The sequence below is a fragment of the Aeromonas sp. FDAARGOS 1405 genome, from assembly GCF_019048265.1.
GTDB classification, from domain to species: Bacteria; Pseudomonadota; Gammaproteobacteria; order Enterobacterales; family Aeromonadaceae; genus Aeromonas; species Aeromonas veronii_A.
The window spans coordinates 1662501-1687364 of the sequence record NZ_CP077311.1 but is presented as its reverse complement, the minus strand read 5'-3'; the positions used below and the strand labels follow the sequence as shown (position 1 = coordinate 1687364).

Sequence of the window (24864 nt, the reverse complement as noted above, 5' to 3'; positions counted from 1 at the left end):
GCTTATTTTCCCTGCTTCTTCTGGTCGGCGGGCTTGTCGAAATTCTCTACCTGATCCGGCAGGAACACGGTTTTGACCCGCTGGCTCGGGCTCTTGCTCTCGGCGATCATCTTCTGTTTGACGATGTCGTAGCGGATCAGATCGCCATTGACCTGGCTATCTTCCTGCTTGAGCTGACCGTTGCCGGTGATGGTCACCAGACGGTTCTTCAGCTCGTAGCGGATAGTGTTGCCGTGGGCATTGACCGGCTTGCCGTTATCCAGGATCTGGAAGAAGGTGGCGGGTTTGCCGTAGGCAGTCATCACCTCGGCCCCTTTCTCACCGGAACGGGTCACTACTACCTTGTCAGCTTTGATCCGGATGGTGCCCTGATTGATGGTCACATCCTCTTCGAAGGTGATGCGGTTGTCCTGCATCTCGGCCACCTGTTTGACGGCATCGACATAGACCTTCTCGGCAAAGTCGGACTCTTTGGCGGTCACCGCACCACACAACAACAGGGCTGCGAGGGCCAGATTAGCGTTTTTCATTGAAATAGATGGCATGGCCTTGATCCAGTAACTCAAAATATTTGCGGTCCAGATGGCCCTTGAGGCCAACCCCTTGGGTCTGGAAATCCCGACCCAGAATGTTCACTTCCCGGTTGCTGCGCACATCCTGTGTCACCAGATCCAGCTCCAGATAGGGGGTATCCAGTGTGGAGATGAAAGAGGTAGGTAGCAGACCATCCAGATGCACCTTGTCCCGCAGGATGACGTTGTCGCCGGTGTTGAGCACGCCGGTTTCGGCTGTCACCTTCCACTCGGCGGCACCCTGATCGTCATACATGTAGACCACCGGCTTGTCGAAGGTGGCCTGCTCGAGGATTTGATAATACTCGGCGTAGGTCGACTCCAGCCGCTCGGTGCGCTTGCCGTTGATATCAAAACGGGTGGTCACCAGATCTTTGGCGACAAAATCCGGCTGATAGTTTTCGATTTTGACGGCGCTCTCCGGCACCAGCTCAACCTTGCCCAACTGCCAGGCAACCAGCGCAACCAGAAACAGTAGGGCAAACAACAGGGTCTGTCTGCTCATACCGAGGCCTCGGGCTGATAATCCTCGTGGCCCTGCGCCTGCAAAATGAGGTCACACACCTCGCGCACCGCGCCCATGCCACCGCCAAGCCGGGTCACCATATCGGCACGACTCAGCACCAGCGGATGGGCATCGGCCACGGCAATGCCGAGCCCACAGACCTGCATCACCGGCAGATCGATGGTGTCATCGCCCATATAGGCAGCCTGTTCCGGGGTCAGCCCCAGCTTGGCCAGCAGCGCTTCGAAGTGAGGCAGCTTTTTATCAGCCCCCTGCACCACATGAGCCACCCCCAGGCTTTTCATCCGATCGCTGACGATACGGGAGTTGCGCCCGGTGATAATGGCGATCTCGATCCCGGCATTGAGCAATGCTCGCATGCCCGCACCATCGCGGGTGCAGAAGGTTTTCAGCTCTTCGCCGTTGTTTCCCATGTAGATGAGGCCGTTGGAGAGCACCCCGTCCACATCGCACACCAGCAGGCGGATTTGCGCCGCCTTGTCGAACTGGCTGCGCGTCACCGGACCATAGAGGGTCGGTACGTTTTGCATCAAATTACTCCGGCTTTCAGCAGGTCGTGCATGTTGAAGGCGCCGAGCGGGCGTTTCTCTTCATCCACGACCAGTAATCCGTTGATTTTTCTCGTTTCCATCAGCTTGACGGCTTCTGCAGCCATCATCTCTGGACCTACGGTAACACAGTTGGCCGTCATCACACGGCTGATGGGGGTGTGATGGATATCGATCTGCTGGTCAAGAATGCGGCGCAGGTCGCCATCGGTAAAGAGCCCGGCCAGCAGGCCATTGCCATCGACCACCGCCGTCATACCGAGCCCCTTGCGGCTCACTTCCAGCAGCGCCTGGCTGATGGTGGCATCTATCCCCACCCGGGGCAACAGCTCACCGCTGTGCATCAGGTCGCCGACCCGCAGCAACAGACGCTTGCCAAGGGAACCGCCCGGGTGAGAGAGGGCGAAGTCATCGGCGGTAAAACCGCGCGCTTCCAGCAGAGCCACCGCCAGGGCATCGCCCATGACTAAGGTTGCCGTGGTGCTGGAAGTGGGTGCCAGACCCAGCGGGCAGGCCTCTTTCTCCACCTTGATGCACAGATGCACGTTGGCCTCTTTGGCCATGGTGGAGGCGGGATTGCCGGTCATACAGATGAGCGGAATGCCGCGGCGCTTGAGTACCGGCAGCAGAGCCAGGATTTCGTCGCTCTCGCCGGAGTTGGAGATGGCGATGATAAGGTCGCCGCTGGAGATCATCCCCAGATCGCCGTGACTCGCTTCCCCCGGATGGAGGAAGAAGGCCGGGGTACCGGTGCTGGCCAAGGTGGCGGCAATCTTGCTGCCGATATGACCCGACTTGCCCATGCCGGTGACCACTATCTTGCCACCACAGCACAGCATCATCTCGCACGCCTTGTCGAAGGCGTCGTTCAGATACTGATAGAGTCCATCAATGGCTTGCTTTTCTGTGTCCAGCACCGCGCGGGCACTGCGACGAAAATCGAACAGTTCAGACACTTTCTCAGGCTTTACAGACATAAAGACACAGCTCCGGGCCGAAATTAGCTGCGGGATTATAAAAAAGTCTGCCCGGATAAGCGAATCGGATGGCAAGTCCTGCTCCCAGCGACGCACTTTGTTACAGAAAACTGTCGCGCAAACGGGTCCAGGGGCTGTTCAATAGTTGTTCCTTGCTGTTGCTTAGACCTAGACTAGCCCATAAAATTCGCACCTCATTTACACCGGATGGACAATTGTTTGAACAATGACCTGATCACCATCTCCGATCTGACCTTCAGTCACGGAGATCGGCTGTTGTATGACGGGATCAACCTGACCATTCCTCGTGGCAAGGTGACCGCCGTCATGGGCCCGAGCGGCATCGGTAAAACCACCCTGCTGCGGCTGATCGGTGGCCAGCTCAAGCCGGAGTCCGGTCACATTCTGTTTGACGGGGAAGATATCCCCACCCTCTCCCGTTCGCGCCTCTATGAAGTGCGCAAGCGGATGAGCATGCTGTTCCAGAGCGGCGCCCTGTTTACCGGCATGACGGTCTACGACAATGTGGCCTTCCCGCTACGGGAACACTCCGGCCTGCCGGAGGAGCTGATCCACACCATCGTCATGATGAAGCTGCAGGCGGTGGGCTTGCGCGGCGCGGCGAAACTGATGCCCTCCGAGCTCTCCGGCGGCATGGCGCGCCGGGCAGCGCTGGCACGGGCAATTGCGCTCGATCCTGACCTCATCATGTATGACGAGCCGTTCGTCGGGCAGGACCCCATCACCATGGCGGTGCTGGTCAAGCTGATCAAGGAGCTAAACGATGCCCTTGGTATCACCTCCGTCATCGTCACCCACGACGTGAAAGAGGTGCTGAGCATCGCCGATTACGCCTACATCATTGCCAATCGCAAAGTAGTGGCCCACGGCACGCCGGATCAGCTGCGCGAGGAACACAATCCCGAAGTCGAGCAGTTCCTCAAAGGATTGCCCGATGGTCCTGTTCCGTTTCATTTTCCGGCAGGCGATCTGCTACAGGATCTCTGATGTTGATAAGTCAAATAAGCAAGCTGGGGCGGGTCGGAGTGCGGTTTATCAGCTCCGTCGGTCGTGCCACTATCATGTTGTTCCATGCGCTGGCGGGCAAACCCGAACCGCGCAAGCATTTCCCGCTGCTTGTCCAGCAGCTCTATGTGGTGGGCGTGCAGTCGGTGGCCATCATTCTGGTCTCCGGCCTGTTCATCGGCATGGTGCTCTCGCTGCAGGGTTACAACGTATTGAAGGATTTCGGCGCCGAGCAGAGCCTGGGGCCGCTGGTTTCCCTCTCCCTGCTGCGGGAACTGGGGCCTGTGGTCACGGCGCTGCTGTTTGCCGGCCGCGCCGGTTCGGCCCTGACCGCCGAGATCGGTCTGATGAAGGCCACCGAGCAGCTTTCGAGCCTCGAGATGATGGCGGTCGATCCGCTGCGCCGAGTGGTAGCCCCCCGCTTCTGGGCTGGCGTCATCAGCATGCCACTGCTGGCTTTTATGTTCAGCCTGATCGGTATCTTCGGCGGCAAACTGGTCGGCGTGGACTGGCTCGGCGTGGACGAAGGGGGCTTCTGGTCTGCCATGCAGGCCTCCGTCGATTGGGGTGAAGACATCATGCAGGGCGCCATCAAGAGCCTGATCTTCGCCCTGGTGGTTACCTGGATTGCGCTCTTTAACGGCTATGATGCCAAGCCGACCTCGGCCGGGATCAGTCAGGCCACGACCCGTACCGTGGTCCACTCATCCCTCGCCGTACTCGGCCTGGATTTTATACTCACTGCAGTCATGTTTGGATAAGGTAAAGATGAAGTTCAGCAAAGTAGAATTCCTGGTCGGCACCTTCATGCTGGCTGGCATCGGTGCCATTCTGGCACTGGCCCTGCAAGTGGCCGGTTTGAGCTTCAAACCGGAAGGAGAAACCTATACCCTGCGCGCGCATTTCGATAATATCGGCGGCCTGAAAGTCCGTTCGCCGGTCAAGGTCGGCGGCGTGGTGGTCGGTCGGGTCAGCGATATCGTACTGGACCCGAAAACCCAGGTGCCTGAAGTGACCCTGATGATGCAAAAGAGCGCTGGCGAGTTCGCCGATACCAGCACCCTCTCCATCCTCACCTCCGGTCTGCTCGGCGAGCAGTACATCGGTCTGGCCCCCGGTTTCAGCGATGAGGAGATGGGCACCGAGATGCTCAAGGATGGCGACCTGATTGAAGACACCAAATCCGCCATCGTGCTGGAAGATCTGATTGGCAAGTTCCTCTACAGCCAATCCTCCGACAGCAAATCAGACAGCAAGAAGGAGTAACCATGTTCAAGAAAATCGCCCTGCTGCTGGGTCTGATGACCAGCATGCTCTTTTCCCTGTCTGCCCAGGCCGCAGTCGATGCCACCGACCCTAACGCGCTGGTTGATCAGGCTGCCAAGCAGACCTTTGCCCGCCTGAAGGCCGATCAGGCCCAGGTGAAGAGCAATCCGGATCACCTGCGGGTGATCATCCGCGAAGAGCTGCTGCCCTATGTGGACAACCGCTTCGCTGCATACAAGGTGCTGGGCAACCAGATCAAGGAGACCACTCCGGCCCAACGTGACGCCTTCGTCGCCGCCTTTACCGAGTACATGGTGAGCTCCTACGCCGACGCGCTGGCCCACTTCGACAAGCAGACCGTCAAGGTCGAGCCGGGCAAGGCACCGGGCACAAGCAACATCACCGCAGTCAATGTCAGCGTGAAAGAGGCCGGCAAGCCGGACATCTTCCTCGAGTTCAAGCTGCGCAAGAACAACAAGACCGGTGAGTGGAAAGCCTTCGACATGGTGGCAGAGGGGATCAGCCTGCTCTCCGCCAAGCAGAGCGAGCTGGGCGGCCTCATCCGCCAGAATGGCATCGATGCCGTGATCAAGCAGCTCAACGAACACAATGCCAAGCCGCTGGTACTCAAGAAATGATCCTGAGCGGTGATCTGCAGGCGCCACAGGTCAATGACCTGTGGCAACGCCGCGCCGAATGGTGGCAGGACGACCAGCTCGAGCTCAGCGGCGTCGCCACCCTCGACTCTGCCGGACTGGCCCTGCTGGTCAAATGGGCCAAAGCCGTATTAGCGCGAGGCGCCACACCGCTACTGGTGGGCGCCTCCAGTGATTTCTATACCCTGGCCAACCTCTACGGGGTGGCCGGGCTGTTTCAGTCAACCCCGCTCACAACTGAGGACGCATAATGCAAGTCTCTGAAATTGAAGCGATACTCCTTGAGGCTCTACCATTGTCCGAAGTCCATGTCAAAGGGGACGGTAGTCACTACCAAGTGATCGCCGTCGGTGACATGTTTGACGGCATGAGCCGGGTCAAGAAGCAGCAGGCCATCTATGCCCCGCTGATGGACAAGATCGCCAGCAACGCCATCCATGCCCTCTCCATCAAGGCGTTCACCGACGCCGAGTGGAAACGCGAACGTAAATTCCTATTGCCCTCCTGATTTGGTAACGAAGTAAAAATGGACAAATTCAAAATCGATGGTCGTTGTACTCTCAACGGCGAAGTGACCATCTCTGGCGCCAAAAACGCAGCCCTGCCGATCCTGTTCGCGACCCTGCTGTGTGATGAAGAGGTACACCTCTCCAACGTGCCGCGCCTGAAAGATGTGGGCACCACCATCAAGCTGCTGGAGATGCTGGGCGCCACCACCAAAGTCAACGGCAACGTCACCGTGCTGACCGGTGCGGTCAACAACCACGTCGCCCCCTACGAGCTGGTGAAGACCATGCGCGCCTCCATTCTGGCGCTGGGCCCGCTGGCTGCCCGTTTCGGCGCCGCTGATGTCTCCCTGCCCGGCGGTTGCGCCATCGGTGCCCGTCCGGTCAACCTGCACGTCCACGGCCTGCAGCTGATGGGTGCCAAGATCACCATCGAAGATGGTTACATCAAGGCCCGTGTCGATGGCCGCCTGAAAGGCGCTCACATCCTGATGGATATGGTCTCCGTGACCGGTACCGAAAACCTGATGATGGCTGCGACCCTGGCTGATGGCCGCACCGTGATCGAAAACGCCGCGCGCGAGCCGGAAGTGGTCGATCTGGCCAACTTCCTCAATACCCTGGGTGCCAAGATCCAGGGGGCGGGTACCGACACCCTGACCATCGATGGTGTCGAGCGCCTGCACGGCGGCAACTACAGCGTGCAGCCTGACCGCATCGAAACCGGAACCTTCCTGGTGGGCGCGGCGGTCACCGGCGGCAAGATCACCTGCCGCAAGACCGACCCGACCCTGCTGGAAGCGGTACTGGTCAAGCTGGAAGAGGCTGGCGCACTGATTGAGAAGGGTGAAGACTGGATCACCCTCGACATGACTGGCCGCACCCTCAAGCCGGTCACCATCAAGACCGCCCCCTACCCGGCCTTCCCGACCGACATGCAGGCACAGTTCACCGTACTGAACGCGGTGGCACAAGGTACCGGCATGATCACCGAAACCATCTTCGAGAACCGCTTCATGCACGTTCCCGAGCTGGTACGGATGGGCGCAGACATCGAGTTGCAGGGTAATGTGGCCATCTGCCGCGACACTGCTCAGCTCAAGGGGGCTCAGGTGATGGCGACCGATCTGCGCGCCTCTGCCAGCCTGGTGCTAGCCGGCTTCGTCGCCGAAGGCTCCACCATCGTCGACCGCATCTACCACATCGACCGTGGCTACGAGAACATCGAGCAGAAGCTGCAGGGTCTGGGTGGCCGCATCGAGCGCATCAAGGGCTGATATTTCCCTGATCGCTGGCCGATAAAAAGGCCCCCTCGCTAATGCAAGGGGGCCTTTTTACATTAACCTGGGCTGCCGAGATTCAATGCGGTCGAGAGTGGTCCATATCGTGTCAGGCTATTTACCAGCCCCCTAGCGGCCAACGTTCATTGGCTCGAGACTCGCCAAAGAACCAAAAAAGTGGGGTGACATGTCCATGTCACCCCCTCGCAAATAGCATGTTCCATATTGGAGTCCGGCCACGCCGAGCTTCTGTTTCACTTTCCGATAGTTCGCGACCCATCTGAAGTGCGCGCCAATTGCAGCAATGCAACCGACCAGCTACCCGTTACAACCTTCGTCCACACGGCAGACAAGCCGCCGTGTTTGTCCTTGCAACTGAAATATTACGCATAAAAACAAAATAAAAAACGTTTTTATGCTAATTCCATTCACATCAGAGTACAAAAAACAGCCTTATCATCACCACTAAATTGTTATAAAACAGTAAGATATATTCATGCGTGGTTATTCACCCGCAAGAGTCATCAGCAATGGCTTACAAGGCTTTGCGAGATCTCGCACAAAAAATGGCCGCCTCACAGCCAACGCCGCAGTGGCAACCAGTCGCTCAGGCGGGCTATCAGTCGCCTTGACCACCCCTCGGGTTTGCGCGGCAATCCACCCGCCTGCTCCTGCCAGCGAGCCAGCCACATTCGCAGCGCCTCGCAGATCGGCGGGCAGTGCAGATGCAGCATCAGCTCGGTATTGAGAAACAGCGAGCGGGGATCGAGGTTGAGGCTGCCAAAAAGCGCTCGATCCTTCCCCAGCAGGATCAGCTTGGCGTGCAGGCTGCCGTGGCCGTGGTCAAACTCGGCGACCCGGATCCCGCGCCGCAGCAACCAGCCGAGATAGCGCTGATAGGCGCCATAGACCAGCGGCACATCGGTGCTGGCCAGCGAGTTGGTGAGAATGTCGATGGCGACCCCCTGCTGGCGCAGCCGCGCCAGACGGTGCCGAAACCCGCGGGTCAGGATGAGGTAAGGGGTCACCAACCCCAGCGAGCCGGGATTGTCAGCCAGCTGGCGCCAGAGCTGACGGGCGGTGGTGGGACGGGAGATCAGCCCCTTGCCGGGACGGTCGAACCACACCTCGGCCCGCCCTTCATGCCACTGCAGCGGCACATCGCTCTCGTCAAACAGCGCCGCAGGCAGATCGTAGACCGTCGCCACCGCCGGATCCGTCATGGTGAACAGGAAGTCGTTGACCACCTCTATTTCGGCGGGCAGCAACTCGCGGCGCAGCAGATGGCGGATGGGGTGACTCCAGCGGCTGTGCCAGAACTGCTCGAACCCCTGCGCCATCTGCTGGCACAGCCCCCCCTGACAGGCGAGATCGAGATCCACGAAGGGGGCTTGCGGATCCAGACCGAAGTAGCGATCGCCGATGTTGCGCCCGCCGATCAGCGCCAGCTTGCCATCCACCAGCAGCAGTTTGTTATGCATCCGGTGGTTGATGCGGCGAAAGCTGAGCAGCCCCTCCAGCAGCAGTGCCAGCGGGCGCCAGCCCCGCAGCCAGAAGGGGTTGAACAGCCGCACCTCGATCCCGGGGTAGTGAGCCACCATCTCCAGAAAGCGGTTGTCACCGGCATAGAGATCATCCACCAGCAGCTGCACCTTGACGCCGCGCCGGGCGGCGTGAAGCAGCTCGCTCAGCAGCAGCTTGCCGCAGCTGTCCTCCTCCCAGCTGTAGTACTGCGCCTGGATCCGCTCGCGGGCATGGCGGATCCAGTGGCAACGCACCTTGAGCGCCAGCAGGGGATCGTCGATCAGGGCAAAGGATCCGGAGATCATGGTGTCATCCTGCTGTCATGGCCGGGTGTCATAACGCTGGCGAGCCTCTTCACATATTCAAAAGGAGTTGCTGATGGAACTGCATGATACCCCGATGTTGCGCTATCTGGGCCAGCTCAGCCAGCCAGATCTCATCCCGGCCACCGGCCCTGCTCACTGGTTTTTGCAACACAGGGACGGTGGCTGGCAATTGCCGACCGTGCAGGCGACCCTGCCGGTCAACCGGCTCAGGGCTGAGCCGCTTCGATAGCGGCAGCCTTGCCCTCGATCTGGGGCAGGCTGAAACGATAGGCCACGTAGTACTTGTAGATGGTGCCGACATAGTTGATCGGCCCCTGTCCGACTTCGTTGGCTACCAGCTGATCCACGTTGCCGAACCAGACGTTGGGATCGAGCCCCAGTTTCTCCGCCTTGCCTCGCAGCGCCTGCACCCGGTTCGGTCCGGCGTTGTAGGCGGCGAGGGCAAACAGGTGGCGGTTGAGCCGATCCAGCTTGGGATCATTGAAGTAGGTATCGAGGATCAACCGCATGTAGCGGCAGGCGGCCTCCACATTTCCCTCCAGCGTGGTGAGTCTGGCGCCGTTGATGCCGACTTCCCGCCCCGTACTGGGCAGCAGTTGCATAAGGCCCACGGCCCCCTTGGGCGAGCGCGCCTTGGGATTGAGGCCGGACTCCTTGTAGCCAAGCGCCGCCAGCATCAGCCAGTCGAGATCGTATTGATTGGCGTACTTCTCCAGCACCTTGCGAATGGTCGCGAGGCGCCCCATAGGATCCGGCGCCAAGATATTGCTCATCTGATCGCTGCGAGCCAGCAAGCGGCGCAGGGTCATGTCGCTGTAGAGGCTGTTGCGGCTGACACTCGCCAGATAGCCATTGACCGCCTTGAGCAGCTCGGGGCTGTTCTTGCGCAGCGCCCAGGCACTGGTGCCGTTGCTGCGCAGGGGGATCAACTTGTGAGCCTTGAGGCCGGAGATCATGCCACCCAGCCAGATCCGTCCCTTGTAGCTGTCAGTCACAGTCAGGGGAATAATGCCGGCGGCCACCATCTCCAGCAGATCGCCATCCTGCAGGTATTCGGGCACCGTTTCGATATAGACGGGGGGCAACCCCAGCTCGCGAAACAACCAGTTGAGCTGGCGCAAACTCTCGTAGTAGCTGGAGCTGGCGCGCACCCAGACCCGCCTGCCGGAGAGCTGGGTAATGCGGTTGAAGGCGGGCAAGCTGTTCTGGCTCACCACCCACTCCTCGATGGAGGAGATGAGCGGCCGGGAGAAGGCCACCTGTTCACGCCGGGTCGGGGTCACCGTCATGGTCGCCGCCACCAGATCGCCGCGCCCCTCGGCCAGATAGTCCAGCAGCTTGTCCTGGCGCACCGGGATGTAGACCACCTTGAGTTTGACCTTCTCTTTGGCAAGATAGATGTTGTTCAGCCAGCGCTCGAATCCTTGCAGCTGATTGACCAGAATGCCGTACTGGGAGCCGCGATCGAGAAAATAGAAACCACGCTCATAGACCACCAGAGCCCTGAGTTCGCGCTTTTGCAGAATGCTTTCGAGGTCCCCGGGTTGGGGCAAACGCACCGGCTTGAGCTCAGCCGCCAGCAGGGGAAAACAGCAGAGGGCCAGCAGAGCCCAGATCCAGCGTCGCATCACGATGGCTGCCCCTGTGCTGAGGTCACGCCTGCTGCCTGTTGGCAGCACGGATCACGATAGAGAGTGGGATTGGGGGCAGAGATCCATCGCTGCGTCATGATGTTTACGCCTTCTGTTGGCCGACTCGCGCCGGGCAAAAACGTCTGTGGGATAGAGTAACTATAGAACGCCGACCCACAGCAGAAGGGTCAACACGGCAGGCAAACCTGCCGCGTTATCAGACCACTCAGATAGAGCGGGCCCGCATTTCGAAAATCAGTTTTTCGGCAGTGCAGGTGAATTGCAGGCGGGCTTTCAGGATCACGCCGTTGGCGCCCTGGGTCAGTTCGCTGCTAACTTGAGCTTCGGCAGTGACCTGTTTGGCCAGTGCTTCATAGGCAGCCAGCTTGGCGCGGGCATCAGCCTCGGCAGCGGCTTCAATAACCAGATCCATCACATCGTCGCCTTCGCCGATGATGGTGCCGATCTCGGCAAAGCAGCCGCAGCTGTCACAGGTTTCGTTCAGTTCAACTTTCTCGTCTACAGACATGTTCTACTCCTACTGCTTATTTCGGATGATTTGCGTCGTCACGCATCGCCTTGCGAAAATCTTTGATGGCGGTACCCAGATCCTCACCTGCACTAGCAAGACGCTTGCTGCCGAAGACCAGCACAACGACCAGCAAGAGGATCAACATATGCCAGATATGAATTCCACCGAGTCCCATAGGGATACTCCCTCACAAAGAGATATCTGTTACTTGTATCAAAATAGAGCGCAGGGATTGTTGGGCAAAATCAAGGCAGGTGCAAGTGAGCAAATAAATCATAGCCAAAAAATAGGGCGACCCTGAGGTCGCCATATTGATTGTGCTACATGTCCCCTCAACCGCTACATCCTGTACCAGTGGTTCATGCGAACCTGAGACCATTCGAGGATAAGATCGCCAAGATATGAAAACAAATGGTATAAATTCATCTTAGAATTGAAGAGGATTCATATCATGCTGCTGGAACAACTAGGTCGTATTGATCTTAATCTGCTTATTATCCTGCAGGTGCTGCTGGAGGAGCGCAACGGCAGCAAGGCAGCACGCCGCCTTCACCTGAGCCAGTCAGCAGTCAGCAAAGCCCTCGGCCGTCTGCGCGATACCTTCAACGATCCCCTCTTCATCCGCTCTGCCTACGGGCTGGAACCCACCGGCCGTGCCCTTGCGCTGCAACAGCAGTTGCAACCCATCCTGCTGTCGCTGGACAACCTGATCCAGCCGCCCGAGTTCGACCCCGCCAGCTCGGAGCGAGAGTTCGTCATCGCCAGCATGGACAGCGCATTTACCCTGTTTGCGCCGCTCTACCTGAGCGAGCTGAAACGGCAAGCGCCGCGGATCCGGCTGCGTTACGAAGAGTGGACCGAGAACAGTCTGACCGAGATGAGCCAGGGGCAAGTGGATATCGCCTTCGCGGTGCGGGAAAACTGCATCAACTCCGATTATCGGCTCGACACCCTGCCCGGTAGCATCTGTCAGCGACTACTGGCTATAGACGATCTCACCTGTCTGGTGCAACAGCATCATCCGGCGTTGCGGGAGCAGGAGTGGGATCTCGATCGCTACCTCAGCTATCCCCATGTTCAGACCTACTGCGAGGGACGGGATCGCTGGATGCTGGACCACAAGCTGGCGGAACAGGATCTCTACCGACGCATCGAGGCCACCGTGCCCTCCTTCGAGGCAGCGCTGCGGATGGGGATGCACTCCGACATGATTGTGACCCTCTCCAAGCTCTACGCGCGCCATGCTACTCAGGTCTACCCGCTGTTGCAGCTCCCTCTTCCCATCGAACTGGACAGCATTTCCCACCTGCTGATATGGCATCAGCGCCACAGTGAAGATCCTGGCCACCGCTGGCTACGGGAGACCCTCCTCTCGCTCATCATGAACAAACTGGAATCCTCCGTCATCGGGCACTCCTGACTAATCATTGCTGAAAGTCAGATAGCAAAAGGGGCTCGATAAGAGCCCCGTTCCATCGTGCCGGACAGTCAGTTCTGGCCCGTCACCGCCAGATAATGATGTACACCATCCAGCAACATCTGCACCGAGATCATCACCAGCAGCATGCCCATCAGCCGTTCCACCGCAGTAAGTCCCCGCTCACCCAGCAGCTTGTTGAATACCTCGTAGAACATCAGGATCACCGCGCTGGCAGCCCAGGCCAGAAAGAGTGCCAGCGACCAGTCCACCATTCGGGCTGGCTCCTGATTGGCCAGCAACATCAAAGAGGCCAGGATCGAAGGGCCAGCGATCATCGGAATCGCCATCGGTACCAGGAAGGGCTCCTCACCCGCCGCCAGCCCGGTCACGCCCCCCTCACTCGGGAAGATCATCTTGATGGCGATCAGGAACAGGATAATGCCGCCTGCGATGCTGACCGCCTCCTGCCGCAGATTGAGGAAACCGAGGATCTGCTGACCGACAAACAGAAAGAGCATCATGATAGCCAGCGAGAAGAGCAGTTCGCGCACCATCACCTTGCGGCGTCGCTTGGGATCGATATGACGCAAGATGGAGAGGAAGACCGGCAAGTTGCCCAGCGGGTCCATGATCAGAAACAGCATGACTGCGGCAGAGAAAGTATCCATACAACGCCCGGACTACGCCTTGAACAGAGAAAAGACAAGGGGCGAAATATAGCAAAGGGTGAAGAATTGAGCGAGCGCCATGATGCGCTCGCAGCGGGGTTAACCGTGGTTGCAGATCTTGTCGGCGCGGGTCTGGAAGCCCTCTGCCGAATCGATGAATTTGCCGCGGGCCGCCAAAAAATCAATCAGAGCCTCTGCATCCATCTCTCGAGCACTACAGGTATGGAAGCGAGCTTCGGCACCGAACCTTTCGGCCATCGCCTGTTTCAGGCTGGCAGGGGTAAATTGCCCCCCCTGTACCAGCATCATCTCCATCACTTCATGACCATGTATCGATTGCGACATTTTCAAGCCTCATAAATAAACATATTTAATACCAATTAAATATCGCCCTGCCCGTAGGGATCTTGATATAAACCAATAAATTGTGCATTACCTGGCCGGAGGAGTGGTCAGCGCCGCCGCTTTGTCGATAATGTGGCAACCCGCGTCAGGGATCGCTACACTGACGCCCCTTTTTCGCCATCGCAGACAATTTATAAGGATATTGGCGTCATGCTGTTCCATGGAGAGGCTCTCAAGCCCTGGCAGATCTGGACCCGCCGCCCACTCTGGCTCAAGACCCTGATCGGCATGCTGATTGGCGTCGGCCTGGGCGTCGGCTTTGAAGAGCAGGCTCTGCTACTCAAACCCCTTGGGGTCTTGTTCGTCAATACCATCCAGATGCTGATGGTTCCTCTTATCTTCTGCTCGGTCATCGCCGGTCTCACTTCTCTACTCAAGGGCAAGGGACTGGATCGCATCGGCAGCAAGGCGATCTGCCTCTACTTCTGCTCGACCGCCATCGCCATCTGCATCGGCCTGATGATGGGCTGGCTACTGGAGCCCGGCATGGGCGCCAATATGGGCCCACATCAGCGACTGGGAGGAGAAGCCCAACCAGCCCTGGCGAGTGTGCTGAATCAACTGGTGCCGAGTAACCCGGTACAGGCAATGGTGGATGGCAAGATTCTACAGGTGATCGTCTTTGCAGTCGCGCTGGCAGTGGCCCTTAACGCCAGTGGACGCCGCGGCCGGCCAGCCATCCTCTTCTTCACCTCATTGGCCGAAGGGATGTTCAAGTTGACCCAGATGGTGATGGCGCTAGCCCCCTATGGAGTCTGCGCTCTGATGGCCTGGATGACCTGTAAATACGGTCTCGACCTGCTGTTACCGCTGCTCAAGGTGATCGGTGCCGTCTACCTGGGTTGTCTGCTGCACGTGCTCGGAGTCTACAGCAGCCTGCTACTCCTGCTGGCGCGGCTCAATCCCTTGCACTACTTCAAGAGTATCGTCGATGCCCAGGCGGTGGCTTTCACCAGCAGCTCCAGCAGCTCTACCCTGCCCATCAGTCTGGCCTGCGCCGAGAAGCGGCTGGGGGTCTCACCCGCCATCACCGCCAAAGTGCTGCCCATCGGCGCCACCATCAACATGGATGGCACGGCCCTCTATCAGGGAGTCACTGCACTGTTCGTGGCTCAGGCATTCGGGGTGGATCTGCACATGGTCGATTACCTGACCATCATCAGCATCGCCACCCTGGCCAGTATCGGCACCGCCGGCACGCCAGGCACCGGGTTAATGCTGTTGACCCTGACACTGACGGCTGTCGGACTGCCACTGGAAGGGGTTGCACTAATTGCTGGTATTGACCGGCTCCTCGACATGGCGCGCACCACGGTCAATGTATCGGGGGATATTTTGGTGTCGGTGCTGATCGCCCGCAGTGAGAACGAGCTGGATCTGGCGACCTATCACGATGCCAGCGCGGGGGAAGATATCGAGTTTCCACCACGCTAGCATAAGATTAGCTGTCGTGGGGATCGTGATGACAGCGCCAACACACTTCGAAGTTGGCGCCGTTCTCCTCCCCGCACTGACCGCACAGCCAGCCATTACCTTGCCGCTGCTGGTAACGCTCGATAACCCGCCCTGCTCTGCTGCGCTCTTCGGCCCTGACCATCAAGGTCACCTGCAGCAGGTCAACGGGCAGATCGCCAAAAGCGCCTGACAGGCCATCGCCATTGAGACGCACCGCCACCCCTTCGACCTCCAGCGCCCCTTTCAGGGCGTGTGCCTCCAGGGTATGAGAGGCGCGATAGAGATTGATCCAGTTATCCATAGCTCCCCCTTATAACAGCTTGTCGATGCCAAACTCGGCGCCGTTCTCAATCATGAAATCGATGAATGCCCGCAACTTGCGCGGCATCAGTTGCCGCTCCGGAAACAAAAGATAGATAGGGACTCTGGGTTGCTGCCACTCGGACAGCAGGGTCACCAGTTCACCGCTGGCCAACTCCTCCTGACAGAGCATAGCGGGTAGCGAGGCCAACCCCAGCCCCGCCTTCGCCGCCTCTCGGGCACAGGTAATATTATTGACCCGAAAACGGGATGGGGGGTCAACCAGTACCTCTCTGCCATCTCGCTCGAAGCACCAGTGAGAGGCGAGAAATCCGCTGCTCACCGTCACCCGCTCATGGTTTGCCAGATCTTCCGGTCGCGTGATGGCCGAGCTGCGCGCCAGATAGTCCGAGCTGGCACAGAGCAACCGCCCAGTGCTCCAGAGTCGGCGAGCCGCCAGATTGGAGTCACTCATGTCACCTATCCGCACCACGGCATCCAGACCTTCGCTGATGGGATCCACTACCCGGTTGGTCAGTTCCAGTTCCACCTGCAGGGTGGGATAGCGTTGCAAAAACTTGGCGACGATCCGCCCGATCACCAGCTGACCCGTCTCGATGGGTACCGCCAGCTTCAAGGTGCCAGTCACCTCCTGCTGGCTGGCGCTCAGCATCAGCTCGGCTTCGGTCAGGGCATCGACGGCCTTGCTGCAGTGCAGGTAGTACTTCTCCCCCTCCTCGGTCAAGGTGAGCTGACGTGTGGAACGGTAGAGCAGGCGAACCCCGAGCCGCTGTTCCAACTCGGCGATACGGCGGCTGACCATCGCCTTGGTCATTCCCAGCTCTCGGGCGGCTCCCGTAAATGAGCCCTTATCGACGATACGAACCAGAATTAACGCGGCATTGAGGTCCATTGTTGCACCAGTGAAACTATATATCTCGATATCTCATACTAATCGAAACAGTTGACCAGTGTTAGCCTGCGCCCCTTAAGTTCAGGAATCACAAAAATGAGTCAACACAAAAAAATTCCCCTGCTGGCAGCCATGATATTGGCGCTGCTCGGTCTGCTGTTCGCCGGTTACTGGTATCTTCACGGCCGCTATTTTGAAAGTACCGACAACGCCTACCTGCAGAGTGAAGTGACCGGGATCAGCTCCAAGTTGCCCGGCTATATCCGCGAAGTGCTGATCACCGATAACCAGCCGGTCAAAGCGGGTCAGTTGATCGCCCGTCTCGATGATCGCGAATACAAAACCAGGGTTGCGGAAGCAGAAGCCGACCTGCGCCTCAATCAGGCGACGGCCGAAAATCTGGCCGCCACCCGCACCCAACAACGGAGCCTGATCCAGCAGGCCGAGGCCAAGGTCGCCTCGGCCAATGCCGAACAGCTGCGCGCCAGCCAGCAGGTCAACAGGATCAGTCAGCTCAACCAGCGCCACTACAGCTCGCAAGATAGCCTTGATGAGGTGAACGCCTCCCTTCAGGTGGCGAGGGCGCAGGCCGAAGAGGCCAAAGCCGCCCTGCAGGCGGCCCGTGAGCGACTGCTGGTACTGGATGCCGAGCGCAAACAGAACCTGGCCAAGCTGGCATTGAGCGAAGCACAACTGGAGCAGGCCAAGCTGGAGTTAGGTTATACCGAGCTGCGAGCACCGGCCGATGGCATCATCGGCAAGCGCAGTCTGCGGGAAGGGCTCTACGTCCAGTCCGGCATGCAGGTCGCCAGTCTGGTGCCGCTGCAGCAGGTGTGGGTCGAGGCCAACTTCAAGGAGACCCAGCTCGCCCATATGCAGCGAGGCCAAAAAGTAAAAGTGGTGCTGGATGCCTACCCGGATCAACCGGTCGAGGGGATCATCGACAGCCTAGCCCCGGCCACCGGTGCCAAGTTCGCCCTGCTGCCGCCGGAGAATGCCACCGGCAACTTCACCAAAATCGTGCAGCGGGTACCGGTCAAGATCCGCATCCCCCAGCCGGGCCTGCTGGCAGGCAAGCTGCTGCCGGGTCTCTCTACCGAAGTGATCGTGGATACCCGCACGCCTGATCCCGTGGTTGCCGCCAACTGATGGAACCCATTCCACGTCGCAACTGGATCGCGGTCATGGGGGGGCTTATCGGCGCCTTCATGGCCATCCTCGATATCCAGATCACTAATGCCTCCCTGAAGGATATTCAGGGGGCGCTGTCGGCCACCCTGAGCGAAAGCTCCTGGATCTCCACCTCCTATCTGGTGGCGGAGATGATCGCCATCCCCCTGAGCGGCTGGCTGAGCCGAGGGCTGAGCGTGCGCCGCTACCTGCTCTGGACCACCGGCGCCTTTATCGCTGCCTCCGTGCTCTGCTCGTTCAGCTGGAACCTCACCAGCATGATCGTCTTCCGGGCGCTGCAGGGCTTCACCGGCGGGGCACTTATCCCGATGGCCTTTTCCCTTATCGTCACCCTGCTGCCGCTGCAGAAGCGGGCCACCGGCATGGCCCTGTTTGGCCTCTGCGCCACCTTCGCCCCCGCCATCGGCCCGACCCTCGGCGGCTGGCTCACCGAGCAGATGTCGTGGCACTACATCTTCTATCTCAACGTACCGCCAGGACTGCTGGTGATGGCCATGCTGGCCCACGGGCTGGATAAAAAACCGGTGGACTGGGCCGTGATTAAGCGGGTGGACCTTATCGGCATCGTCACCATGGCGCTCGGGCTCGGCTTACTGGAGGTGGTACTGGAGGAGGGCAACCGAGAGGACTGGTTCGGCTCAAGCTTCATCGTGCGACTGGCAGTCATCTCGGCGGTGGCGCTGGTGTTCTTCGTCATCAGCCAGCTGATCCGCCGTCACCCGCTGGTCAATCTGCGGCTGCTGCACAACCCGCGCTTCGCGCTGGCCTGCTTCGCCTATCTGATCCTCGGGATGGCGTTGATGGGCTCTATCTATGTGTTGCCGCTCTACATGACCCAGATCCACAACTACAACGCGCTGGAAATCGGCGAGGTACTGATGTGGATGGGACTGCCGCAACTGCTGGTGCTGCCGCTGGTGCCCAAACTGACCCACAAGATAGACCCGCGCTATCTGGTGAGCTTCGGCTTCCTGATCTTCGCCGTCAGCTGCTTTATGAACGTCAACATGAGTGCCGACTACGCCGGGCCACAGCTGATCCAGTCGCTCATCGTGCGGGCGCTGGGGCAACCCTTCATCATGGTGCCGCTGTCACTGGTCGCTACCGCCAGCCTGAGCCACGACGAAATCCCCTCCTCCTCGACCCTGCTCAACGTGCTGCGCAACCTCGGCGGCGCATTCGGTATCGCCATCATCGCGACCCTGCTCGACAACGATACCCGCACCCATGTGCTGCAAATTGGCAGCACTCTGGCTGCCAGCAGTATCGAGGGGCAGAGCTATCTGCTGCAGCTGGCCCAGAGCATGATGGCGCAGGGCTCAGGCCCCGAGATTGCCCAGCAGCAAGCTCGGGCCATGCTGGCCAATACCATCAACCGGGAGGCGGCCATCATGGCCTACAACCAGGTGTTCTACATCATGGGGATCTTCCTGCTGATCGCCAGCGCCCTGATGCTGTTGCTCAAATCCCCCGTCCCACGGGCAGCCGATGCCGAACCGCTAGAGGCGTGAAAAACCGCCGGGCATAAAACGAAAAACGGGCGAATACCCGTTTTTCTTTATCTGTTACCTGTACTCAACCACGTGGTGTTATCCCGCCAGCGACCCTGCAATCAGGAATTGCGCGGCGAAGTAGCTGCTCATCACCCAGGCTCGAGCGTGGGGAAAGGGGCGGCGGAAGCGATCGAGCGCCAGCATGCTGTCGGAGAAGAGGAACATCAGTGCTCCCACCAGAGCTGCGGCAGAACCGGCTGTAAGAGAGGCGTGCCAGGCACCGGCGGCCACCCAGGCCATGCCGATGATCACCAGCATGTAGCAGAAGACCGGGATCCGCATCTCTCCCAGCTTGCTCCACAGCAGGCCAAATACCATGCCGGCAATCAGCAACAGCAGCAAACCGTCCACCAGATTGAGCAACAGCGGCCCCTGGGCAAACCCGACGATATAGCAGAGATGCGCGACAAGAAATGCCGCCAATCCCTGAATGAAGCGATCGCTTGGCAGCATCAGCAACACATCCCCCGCCAGCGAGAGGCAGAGGCCGAGCAGGATCCAGGCGTGAGAACCGTCGTGGTCATAACTTTGGTAGCCGAATGCCAAGGCGATGATAAACAGCATGGTCAGCGGCTTGCTGATATAGAACTGGCGGCTGTCTGAACCGTAGGCAGCACGGATGTGCCACCAACCTGAAGCGATGATCAAGAAACTCAATAACATGCCCTGCTCCTCACCTGTTGCTCGCAGTCATACGACAACTATTTTTATCATGGTGCAGGGTAACAAATTCCCTCTCCCAGTGGCAGGGATGCCTAGCAAATAGCCAGACTAAGCCTAAAGTCTAATTGCCGCCCCGAGCGATTCAGGGGATAAGTGACGGGTCTGGAGGATCACCATGGATGAAGCTATGAAAAACTATCTACCCGCCATCGACATCATGATGTGCCATCTGGGGATCAGCTTTGAGCAGGCCTGTGAACAGCTGGGACTGAGCCCACTGGAGCAGCAAACCCTGAGCCTGCTACAAGAACAGGATCGACCCGAGTAGCAAACAACCTGCTGCCTCCGCTACACAAAAGAAGACCACCTGACGGCGGTCTTCTTTTTCATCCAGCTAGGCAGCCCGTGTAGTGATACCTGCCAGCAGGCGGCTCCAGCTGCGCTTACCTGCGATAAAGCTGTCCCGCAGGGCTCTGTACTCCAATTGCAGCTTGAGACGGTCATAGCGCGCCAGAGCCTTGCGCTTGCGCTGTTCCAGCAGCCGTTTGCGACTGGCGTAGTAGTGCTGCAGCTGCTGGCTCAGCTTTGAATACTCTTCCTGTAACAGTGCCTGCCACAATTCGCGGTCATCCTGCTTGCAGAGTTGCGCCTGGGCCCGTTTCAACTGCATCTCCAGCCTTGCCTGTTCAATCCGCTCTTCCGGCACAGAACGAAGGTTTGCCGCCAAGCCACACCAGGAGGCAAATCGAATCAACCACTTGGTCGGATCGAACTGCCACCAGTGAATGCCATTGCGGTAATCATGCTCGAACAGATGGTGAAAATTATGATACCCCTCACCAAAGGTAAAAAAGGCCAAAATACCGTTGTCGCGGGCCGTGTTACGGTCGGTATAAGGCTGACTGCCCCAAATATGTGCCAGTGAATTGATAAAGAAGGTGGTGTGGTGGGTCATCACCATCCGCAGCACGCCCGCCAGCAGCAGCATGCCGAGCAGATCCCCGTGCCACAGGCCAAGCAACAGCGGCAGGCCCAGATTGGTCGCCAGTACCAGCACCAGATAGTGGCGATGCTGAAACGCGACTACGGAGTTATTCTGCAGGTCCCGTACATTGCTGTAATCGCCATACACATCTCCCTGATACTCTCGTAGCATCCAACCAATATGGGAGTACCAAAAACCGCGCCCGACGCTGTAGGGATCCTTATCGTTGTCATCCACATGGCGGTGATGGCGACGGTGGTCGGCAGCCCAGTGTAACGCCGAGTTCTGCAATGCCAGCGCACCGCCAAGCGCAAACAACCACTGCAACGCAGGATGCGCCTTATAAGTCTTGTGCGACCAGAGACGGTGATAGCCAGCGGTGATGGATAGGCCACTCAAACAGAACAGCAGCAGGAGCGTGACCCACTGCCAGATGTCGTAACCGTGGCTCATGCCATACCAGGGCACGGCAACCAGTGCGACCAGTCCGGAGAGGGAAAACAACAGGGTATTGGTGATAATAATCGGGGGTTTAGCCATCTTCTTGCATCCTTTCAGCGAACAGCTGTTAGCCATTTTCCATGGCAACTTCGCCATGGTCAATGGTAAAAAAGTAGGATACAAACCTGATCCGAAGGCGCCTTCGGGTTATCATTTGGCCTCGTTAAGCTGAAGGTGACTGATTTCGTGGGTATTCGCGCTCAACAAAAAGAAAAAACACGGCGTACATTGATTGATGCTGCATTCAGCCAACTATGCGCCAACCGAAGTTTCTCCAACCTCAGTCTGCGGGAAGTTGCCCGTGAAGCGGGTATCGCTCCCACCTCCTTCTATCGCCACTTCCGCGACATGGAGGAGCTGGGACTCACCTTGGTTGATGAGGGGGGACTGACCCTGCGTCAACTGATGCGCCAGGCACGACAGCGCATTGCCGGTGGTGGCAGTGTCATCAGCACCTCGGTGCAGACCTTTATGGAGTTCGTCGAGAACAATCCCAATATCTTCCGCCTGCTGTTGCGGGAACGTTCAGGCACCTCGGCCGCGTTTCGCCAGGCGGTAGCACGCGAGATCCAGCACTTTATCGCCGAGCTGACCGACTACCTTGAAGCAACGACCAGAGCGCCACGGGAAGATGCCTACATCCAGGCAGAAGCCATGGTTACCATCGTCTTCAGTGCCGGTGCCGATGCGCTCGACATGACCAGCGAAGAGTGCCGGGCGCTCTCCGACCGAACTATTCGCCAACTGCGGATGATAGCCATGGGCGCAGAGGTACAAAACCAGAAGCGCCGTGAACCCCACCCATGACCACAGGATGGAGAATGACATGTCTGAACAGCTTATGATCCCCAAAAAACCGCTCGCCATGGCCATGCTGATAGGCATCTGTGGCGATGCCTCTCTGACCGTGCTGACCAACTCGGTCGTGCCTTTCTCCTTCTTCCCGCTGATTGCCCTCTGGCTGGCGGCCTACCAGCTTTTTCAGCATTATCGCCATGAACCCATGGTGGGCAACACCCCCATCTGCACCCTGCTCTGCTTCTTTATCGGTGTCTTCGGCCACTCAGCGCTGCTCAAGGTGCAATACCCGGAGCTTGGCAGCAACTTCTTCTCCCTGATCATGATGCTGCTGCTACTGGCAGCCCTCTCCATCAAGCTCGGCCTGAGCATTGGCAACAAAGAGAAGCCCTGATAAATCGACCGAGTGATGGTAATCAGCTGATAGATAAAGCAAAGAGGTCTTCCCGACGGGAAGGCCTCTTTGCTTGAACGGTACCTGATTAATCCGGCAATCTCGGTATTCCCAACCTCACCAAGCAGCTTGGCCTCCAAGATAGAGGAGAGGGAGCAATATGGAGCTGTCTTGTAGCCAGCATGCAGATAAAGCCTGAGTTGATTGGCCATAGCACCACTCGAATGGCTGTAAATTGAGCTGATAAAGCTCTGATATAACTAGAAAATAGTGATAAGAACAGGCTGTCTGGTTCTCTTCCTGCAGATAAACACTAACACTGGCTGTCTAACACGCTAAAAACACCAAAGCCCTGTCGTCAGACTGGGCTTGTGTTGGCTCTGGTGTGCAAATCTGTGGCTCTTATGAGCAAACCGCTCATAGCAAAAAGGCCTTCCCAATCGGGAAGGCCTTCAAATTAGTGGCGGAGCGGACGGGACTCGAACCCGCGACCCCCGGCGTGACAGGCCGGTATTCTAACCGACTGAACTACCGCTCCGCATTCGGTTAGCTTGCGCTAAATCATTTGCCGCTTCTTGTGAGGTGTCATCCTCGCAGCCGGCTATGTGTTTTCACATCACCGTTTAATTGGGTGCCTGGCAGTGTCCTACTCTCGCATGGCGAATGCCACACTACCATCGGCGCTACCGCGTTTCACTTCTGAGTTCGGCATGGGATCAGGTGGTTCCACGGCGCTATGGCCGCCAGGCAAATTCTTCAATCCAGAAAGCTGACGTGAATAACGACTGAGTCATTATCATTGAATTAGTAGTTCGCTTAGGTTTGCTACAAGCCTTAGAACACTTCTTGGGTGTTGTATGGTTAAGCCTCACGGGTAATTAGTACGGGTTAGCTCAATGCATCGCTGCACTTACACACCCCGCCTATCAACGTTGTGGTCTCCAACGGCCCTTTAGGACCCTCAAGGGGTCAGGGATGACTCATCTCAGGGCTCGCTTCCCGCTTAGATGCTTTCAGCGGTTATCGATTCCGAACTTAGCTACCGGGCAGTGCCACTGGCGTGACAACCCGAACACCAGAGGTTCGTTCACTCCGGTCCTCTCGTACTAGGAGCAACTCCCTTCAATCATCCAACGCCCACGGCAGATAGGGACCGAACTGTCTCACGACGTTCTGAACCCAGCTCGCGTACCACTTTAAATGGCGAACAGCCATACCCTTGGGACCGACTTCAGCCCCAGGATGTGATGAGCCGACATCGAGGTGCCAAACACCGCCGTCGATATGAACTCTTGGGCGGTATCAGCCTGTTATCCCCGGAGTACCTTTTATCCGTTGAGCGATGGCCCTTCCATTCAGAACCACCGGATCACTATGACCTACTTTCGTACCTGCTCGACCTGTCCGTCTCGCAGTTAAGCTGGCTTATGCCATTGCACTAACCTCCTGATGTCCGACCAGGATTAGCCAACCTTCGTGCTCCTCCGTTACTCTTTGGGAGGAGACCGCCCCAGTCAAACTACCCACCAGGCACTGTCCGCGAGCCCGATTCAGGGCCCTGCGTTAGAACATCAAACATACAAGGGTGGTATTTCAAGGACGGCTCCAGCGCAACTGGCGTCACGCCTTCAAAGCCTCCCACCTATCCTACACATGTAGGTTCAATGTTCAGTGCCAAGCTGTAGTAAAGGTTCACGGGGTCTTTCCGTCTAGCCGCGGGTACACCGCATCTTCACGGCGAATTCGATTTCACTGAGTCTCGGGTGGAGACAGCATGGCCATGGTTACACCATTCGTGCAGGTCGGAACTTACCCGACAAGGAATTTCGCTACCTTAGGACCGTTATAGTTACGGCCGCCGTTTACCGGGGCTTCGATCAAGAGCTTCGCTTGCGCTAACCCCATCAATTAACCTTCCGGCACCGGGCAGGTGTCACACCCTATACGTCCACTTTCGTGTTTGCAGAGTGCTGTGTTTTTGATAAACAGTCCCAGCCATCTGGTCACTGCGACTCCCGACAGCTCCATCCGCAAGGGACTTCACCATCAAGAGCGAACCTTCTCCCGAAGTTACGGTTCTATTTTGCCTAGTTCCTTCACCCGAGTTCTCTCAAGCGCCTTGGTATTCTCTACCCGACCACCTGTGTCGGTTTGGGGTACGATGACTTGTAATCTGAAGCTTAGAGGCTTTTCCTGGAAGCAGGGCATCAATGGCTTCCGCACCGTAGTGCGTTCGTCTCGTGTCTCA

General features: G+C 58.1%; 29 protein-coding genes, 1 tRNA gene and 2 rRNA genes (1 of these 32 cut by a window edge). 15 read left to right on the top strand and 17 right to left on the bottom strand.

Translation table 11 applies throughout. The annotated features are described in order from the left end of the window. Positions 1–2: 2 nt before the first annotated feature. From lptA to I6L35_RS07970, 4 genes are read right to left on the bottom strand one after another with little or no spacing between them, the layout of a single operon-like run. Complete coding sequence (gene lptA, locus I6L35_RS07985) at positions 3–530, bottom strand: lipopolysaccharide transport periplasmic protein LptA (protein WP_040068817.1); 528 nt, start codon at positions 528–530, stop codon at positions 3–5. Beyond that, on the bottom strand, positions 517–1077 hold the full coding sequence (gene lptC / locus I6L35_RS07980) for an LPS export ABC transporter periplasmic protein LptC (RefSeq protein WP_005336338.1): 561 nt from the start codon (positions 1075–1077) through the stop codon (positions 517–519). The genes lptA and lptC overlap by 14 nt, the downstream gene beginning before the upstream one ends. Next, entirely contained in the window at positions 1074–1628 is a 555-nt protein-coding gene (kdsC, locus tag I6L35_RS07975; RefSeq protein WP_216979962.1) for a 3-deoxy-manno-octulosonate-8-phosphatase KdsC, read from the bottom strand. The genes lptC and kdsC overlap by 4 nt, the downstream gene beginning before the upstream one ends. After that, entirely contained in the window at positions 1628–2623 is a 996-nt protein-coding gene (locus I6L35_RS07970) for a KpsF/GutQ family sugar-phosphate isomerase (protein ID WP_216979961.1), read from the bottom strand. The genes kdsC and I6L35_RS07970 overlap by 1 nt, the downstream gene beginning before the upstream one ends. A gap of 207 nt (positions 2624–2830) precedes the next feature. Between I6L35_RS07970 and mlaF the strand changes: the two genes are divergently transcribed. From mlaF to murA, 7 genes are read left to right on the top strand one after another with little or no spacing between them, the layout of a single operon-like run. Further along, positions 2831–3631 (top strand): phospholipid ABC transporter ATP-binding protein MlaF, encoded by an 801-nt coding sequence (mlaF, locus tag I6L35_RS07965; RefSeq protein ID WP_005336343.1) that lies wholly within the window; start codon positions 2831–2833, stop codon positions 3629–3631. Then, positions 3631–4410, top strand: coding sequence for a lipid asymmetry maintenance ABC transporter permease subunit MlaE (gene mlaE, locus I6L35_RS07960; RefSeq protein ID WP_005341787.1), 780 nt, complete (start codon positions 3631–3633; stop codon positions 4408–4410). Before mlaF ends, mlaE begins: the two co-directional genes overlap by 1 nt. A 7-nt stretch (positions 4411–4417) precedes the next feature. Next, positions 4418–4915: an outer membrane lipid asymmetry maintenance protein MlaD gene (gene mlaD / locus I6L35_RS07955; RefSeq protein ID WP_005341789.1), complete on the top strand. Its 498-nt coding sequence runs from the start codon at positions 4418–4420 to the stop codon at positions 4913–4915. Between the two features lie 2 nt (positions 4916–4917). Beyond that, a complete protein-coding gene (gene mlaC / locus I6L35_RS07950; protein WP_216979960.1) occupies positions 4918–5553 on the top strand; it encodes a phospholipid-binding protein MlaC in 636 nt (211 codons plus the stop codon). Continuing rightward, positions 5550–5822, top strand: a complete 273-nt coding sequence (locus I6L35_RS07945; protein WP_216979959.1) for a lipid asymmetry maintenance protein MlaB — start codon at positions 5550–5552, stop codon at positions 5820–5822. Before mlaC ends, I6L35_RS07945 begins: the two co-directional genes overlap by 4 nt. Further along, the gene (gene ibaG, locus I6L35_RS07940) at positions 5822–6079 is read left to right on the top strand and encodes a BolA family iron metabolism protein IbaG (RefSeq protein ID WP_005306001.1); all 258 of its coding nucleotides are present in this window, start codon (positions 5822–5824) and stop codon (positions 6077–6079) included. The genes I6L35_RS07945 and ibaG overlap by 1 nt, the downstream gene beginning before the upstream one ends. Before the next feature lie 18 nt (positions 6080–6097). Next, a complete protein-coding gene (gene murA, locus I6L35_RS07935; protein ID WP_216979958.1) occupies positions 6098–7354 on the top strand; it encodes a UDP-N-acetylglucosamine 1-carboxyvinyltransferase in 1257 nt (418 codons plus the stop codon). A gap of 578 nt (positions 7355–7932) precedes the next feature. Here the strand turns inward: murA and I6L35_RS07930 are convergent. Beyond that, positions 7933–9186 carry a phosphatidylserine/phosphatidylglycerophosphate/cardiolipin synthase family protein gene (locus tag I6L35_RS07930; protein ID WP_216979957.1) on the bottom strand — a complete coding sequence of 418 codons (1254 nt, stop codon included), beginning with the start codon at positions 9184–9186 and terminating at the stop codon, positions 7933–7935. A gap of 73 nt (positions 9187–9259) precedes the next feature. Here I6L35_RS07930 and I6L35_RS07925 point away from each other — a divergent pair, with 73 nt between their 5' ends. Continuing rightward, positions 9260–9436: a hypothetical protein gene (locus I6L35_RS07925; RefSeq protein WP_005339947.1), complete on the top strand. Its 177-nt coding sequence runs from the start codon at positions 9260–9262 to the stop codon at positions 9434–9436. Here the strand turns inward: I6L35_RS07925 and I6L35_RS07920 are convergent. From I6L35_RS07920 to tatA, 3 genes are all read right to left on the bottom strand, one after another. After that, entirely contained in the window at positions 9414–10835 is a 1422-nt protein-coding gene (locus I6L35_RS07920; RefSeq protein ID WP_216979956.1) for a lytic transglycosylase F, read from the bottom strand. The two genes, I6L35_RS07925 and I6L35_RS07920, sit on opposite strands and share 23 nt — an antisense overlap. Before the next feature lie 229 nt (positions 10836–11064). Then, positions 11065–11367: a YfcZ/YiiS family protein gene (locus tag I6L35_RS07915; RefSeq protein ID WP_005339945.1), complete on the bottom strand. Its 303-nt coding sequence runs from the start codon at positions 11365–11367 to the stop codon at positions 11065–11067. A 16-nt stretch (positions 11368–11383) separates the two neighbouring features. Beyond that, the gene (gene tatA, locus I6L35_RS07910) at positions 11384–11545 is read right to left on the bottom strand and encodes a twin-arginine translocase TatA/TatE family subunit (RefSeq protein WP_005339944.1); all 162 of its coding nucleotides are present in this window, start codon (positions 11543–11545) and stop codon (positions 11384–11386) included. 276 nt (positions 11546–11821) lie between these two features. On the opposite strand from tatA, the gene I6L35_RS07905 reads away from it, so the two are divergent. Beyond that, positions 11822–12790, top strand: coding sequence for a LysR substrate-binding domain-containing protein (locus tag I6L35_RS07905; protein ID WP_216979955.1), 969 nt, complete (start codon positions 11822–11824; stop codon positions 12788–12790). 68 nt (positions 12791–12858) lie between these two features. On the opposite strand, the gene I6L35_RS07900 is transcribed toward I6L35_RS07905, so the two are convergent. Next, on the bottom strand, positions 12859–13458 hold the full coding sequence (locus I6L35_RS07900) for a YhgN family NAAT transporter (protein WP_005341806.1): 600 nt from the start codon (positions 13456–13458) through the stop codon (positions 12859–12861). 99 nt (positions 13459–13557) lie between these two features. Continuing rightward, complete coding sequence (locus I6L35_RS07895) at positions 13558–13803, bottom strand: YecH family metal-binding protein (protein WP_216979954.1); 246 nt, start codon at positions 13801–13803, stop codon at positions 13558–13560. A gap of 210 nt (positions 13804–14013) precedes the next feature. On the opposite strand from I6L35_RS07895, the gene I6L35_RS07890 reads away from it, so the two are divergent. Beyond that, complete coding sequence (locus I6L35_RS07890; protein WP_005341810.1) at positions 14014–15297, top strand: dicarboxylate/amino acid:cation symporter; 1284 nt, start codon at positions 14014–14016, stop codon at positions 15295–15297. Positions 15298–15304: 7 nt separating this feature from the next. On the opposite strand, the gene I6L35_RS07885 is transcribed toward I6L35_RS07890, so the two are convergent. Both I6L35_RS07885 and I6L35_RS07880 read right to left on the bottom strand, forming a co-directional pair. Beyond that, the gene (locus tag I6L35_RS07885) at positions 15305–15619 is read right to left on the bottom strand and encodes a DUF2007 domain-containing protein (protein WP_216979953.1); all 315 of its coding nucleotides are present in this window, start codon (positions 15617–15619) and stop codon (positions 15305–15307) included. A gap of 9 nt (positions 15620–15628) precedes the next feature. Further along, the gene (locus tag I6L35_RS07880) at positions 15629–16531 is read right to left on the bottom strand and encodes a LysR family transcriptional regulator (RefSeq protein ID WP_216979952.1); all 903 of its coding nucleotides are present in this window, start codon (positions 16529–16531) and stop codon (positions 15629–15631) included. Between the two features lie 96 nt (positions 16532–16627). Here I6L35_RS07880 and I6L35_RS07875 point away from each other — a divergent pair, with 96 nt between their 5' ends. Both I6L35_RS07875 and I6L35_RS07870 read left to right on the top strand, forming a co-directional pair. Beyond that, positions 16628–17680: an HlyD family secretion protein gene (locus tag I6L35_RS07875; RefSeq protein ID WP_216979951.1), complete on the top strand. Its 1053-nt coding sequence runs from the start codon at positions 16628–16630 to the stop codon at positions 17678–17680. Next, the gene (locus I6L35_RS07870) at positions 17680–19233 is read left to right on the top strand and encodes a DHA2 family efflux MFS transporter permease subunit (protein ID WP_005341814.1); all 1554 of its coding nucleotides are present in this window, start codon (positions 17680–17682) and stop codon (positions 19231–19233) included. Before I6L35_RS07875 ends, I6L35_RS07870 begins: the two co-directional genes overlap by 1 nt. A 78-nt stretch (positions 19234–19311) precedes the next feature. Here the strand turns inward: I6L35_RS07870 and I6L35_RS07865 are convergent, their stop codons facing one another. Then, a complete protein-coding gene (locus I6L35_RS07865) occupies positions 19312–19938 on the bottom strand; it encodes a lysoplasmalogenase (protein WP_194494934.1) in 627 nt (208 codons plus the stop codon). 187 nt (positions 19939–20125) lie between these two features. Here I6L35_RS07865 and I6L35_RS07860 point away from each other — a divergent pair, with 187 nt between their 5' ends. After that, entirely contained in the window at positions 20126–20266 is a 141-nt protein-coding gene (locus I6L35_RS07860) for a hypothetical protein (RefSeq protein WP_216980339.1), read from the top strand. A 66-nt stretch (positions 20267–20332) separates the two neighbouring features. Here the strand turns inward: I6L35_RS07860 and I6L35_RS07855 are convergent, their stop codons facing one another. Next, positions 20333–21463 carry a fatty acid desaturase gene (locus I6L35_RS07855; protein WP_216979950.1) on the bottom strand — a complete coding sequence of 377 codons (1131 nt, stop codon included), beginning with the start codon at positions 21461–21463 and terminating at the stop codon, positions 20333–20335. A gap of 147 nt (positions 21464–21610) precedes the next feature. Here I6L35_RS07855 and fabR point away from each other — a divergent pair, with 147 nt between their 5' ends. Continuing rightward, a complete protein-coding gene (gene fabR, locus I6L35_RS07850; RefSeq protein WP_005341820.1) occupies positions 21611–22231 on the top strand; it encodes an HTH-type transcriptional repressor FabR in 621 nt (206 codons plus the stop codon). A 19-nt stretch (positions 22232–22250) separates the two neighbouring features. Next, on the top strand, positions 22251–22616 hold the full coding sequence (locus tag I6L35_RS07845) for a YijD family membrane protein (protein ID WP_005341821.1): 366 nt from the start codon (positions 22251–22253) through the stop codon (positions 22614–22616). A gap of 461 nt (positions 22617–23077) precedes the next feature. Here the strand turns inward: I6L35_RS07845 and I6L35_RS07840 are convergent. The 3 genes from I6L35_RS07840 to I6L35_RS07830 all read right to left on the bottom strand — a co-directional run. Next, positions 23078–23154, bottom strand: a tRNA-Asp gene (locus tag I6L35_RS07840). A gap of 95 nt (positions 23155–23249) precedes the next feature. Further along, positions 23250–23364 (bottom strand): 5S ribosomal RNA (rrf, locus tag I6L35_RS07835). A gap of 109 nt (positions 23365–23473) precedes the next feature. Continuing rightward, positions 23474–24864, bottom strand: a 23S ribosomal RNA gene (locus I6L35_RS07830) (it continues 1498 nt past the right edge of the window).

Coding starts and splice junctions, on each gene's coding strand:
- lptA (WP_040068817.1), bottom strand. CDS start 530: ATGAAAAACGCTAATCTGGCCCTCGCAGCCCTGTTGTTGTGTGGTGCG.
- lptC (WP_005336338.1), bottom strand. CDS start 1,077: ATGAGCAGACAGACCCTGTTGTTTGCCCTACTGTTTCTGGTTGCGCTG.
- kdsC (WP_216979962.1), bottom strand. CDS start 1,628: ATGCAAAACGTACCGACCCTCTATGGTCCGGTGACGCGCAGCCAGTTC.
- I6L35_RS07970 (WP_216979961.1), bottom strand. CDS start 2,623: ATGTCTGTAAAGCCTGAGAAAGTGTCTGAACTGTTCGATTTTCGTCGC.
- mlaF (WP_005336343.1), top strand. CDS start 2,831: ATGGACAATTGTTTGAACAATGACCTGATCACCATCTCCGATCTGACC.
- mlaE (WP_005341787.1), top strand. CDS start 3,631: ATGTTGATAAGTCAAATAAGCAAGCTGGGGCGGGTCGGAGTGCGGTTT.
- mlaD (WP_005341789.1), top strand. CDS start 4,418: ATGAAGTTCAGCAAAGTAGAATTCCTGGTCGGCACCTTCATGCTGGCT.
- mlaC (WP_216979960.1), top strand. CDS start 4,918: ATGTTCAAGAAAATCGCCCTGCTGCTGGGTCTGATGACCAGCATGCTC.
- I6L35_RS07945 (WP_216979959.1), top strand. CDS start 5,550: ATGATCCTGAGCGGTGATCTGCAGGCGCCACAGGTCAATGACCTGTGG.
- ibaG (WP_005306001.1), top strand. CDS start 5,822: ATGCAAGTCTCTGAAATTGAAGCGATACTCCTTGAGGCTCTACCATTG.
- murA (WP_216979958.1), top strand. CDS start 6,098: ATGGACAAATTCAAAATCGATGGTCGTTGTACTCTCAACGGCGAAGTG.
- I6L35_RS07930 (WP_216979957.1), bottom strand. CDS start 9,186: ATGATCTCCGGATCCTTTGCCCTGATCGACGATCCCCTGCTGGCGCTC.
- I6L35_RS07925 (WP_005339947.1), top strand. CDS start 9,260: ATGGAACTGCATGATACCCCGATGTTGCGCTATCTGGGCCAGCTCAGC.
- I6L35_RS07920 (WP_216979956.1), bottom strand. CDS start 10,835: ATGCGACGCTGGATCTGGGCTCTGCTGGCCCTCTGCTGTTTTCCCCTG.
- I6L35_RS07915 (WP_005339945.1), bottom strand. CDS start 11,367: ATGTCTGTAGACGAGAAAGTTGAACTGAACGAAACCTGTGACAGCTGC.
- tatA (WP_005339944.1), bottom strand. CDS start 11,545: ATGGGACTCGGTGGAATTCATATCTGGCATATGTTGATCCTCTTGCTG.
- I6L35_RS07905 (WP_216979955.1), top strand. CDS start 11,822: ATGCTGCTGGAACAACTAGGTCGTATTGATCTTAATCTGCTTATTATC.
- I6L35_RS07900 (WP_005341806.1), bottom strand. CDS start 13,458: ATGGATACTTTCTCTGCCGCAGTCATGCTGTTTCTGATCATGGACCCG.
- I6L35_RS07895 (WP_216979954.1), bottom strand. CDS start 13,803: ATGTCGCAATCGATACATGGTCATGAAGTGATGGAGATGATGCTGGTA.
- I6L35_RS07890 (WP_005341810.1), top strand. CDS start 14,014: ATGCTGTTCCATGGAGAGGCTCTCAAGCCCTGGCAGATCTGGACCCGC.
- I6L35_RS07885 (WP_216979953.1), bottom strand. CDS start 15,619: ATGGATAACTGGATCAATCTCTATCGCGCCTCTCATACCCTGGAGGCA.
- I6L35_RS07880 (WP_216979952.1), bottom strand. CDS start 16,531: ATGGACCTCAATGCCGCGTTAATTCTGGTTCGTATCGTCGATAAGGGC.
- I6L35_RS07875 (WP_216979951.1), top strand. CDS start 16,628: ATGAGTCAACACAAAAAAATTCCCCTGCTGGCAGCCATGATATTGGCG.
- I6L35_RS07870 (WP_005341814.1), top strand. CDS start 17,680: ATGGAACCCATTCCACGTCGCAACTGGATCGCGGTCATGGGGGGGCTT.
- I6L35_RS07865 (WP_194494934.1), bottom strand. CDS start 19,938: ATGTTATTGAGTTTCTTGATCATCGCTTCAGGTTGGTGGCACATCCGT.
- I6L35_RS07860 (WP_216980339.1), top strand. CDS start 20,126: ATGAAAAACTATCTACCCGCCATCGACATCATGATGTGCCATCTGGGG.
- I6L35_RS07855 (WP_216979950.1), bottom strand. CDS start 21,463: ATGGCTAAACCCCCGATTATTATCACCAATACCCTGTTGTTTTCCCTC.
- I6L35_RS07845 (WP_005341821.1), top strand. CDS start 22,251: ATGTCTGAACAGCTTATGATCCCCAAAAAACCGCTCGCCATGGCCATG.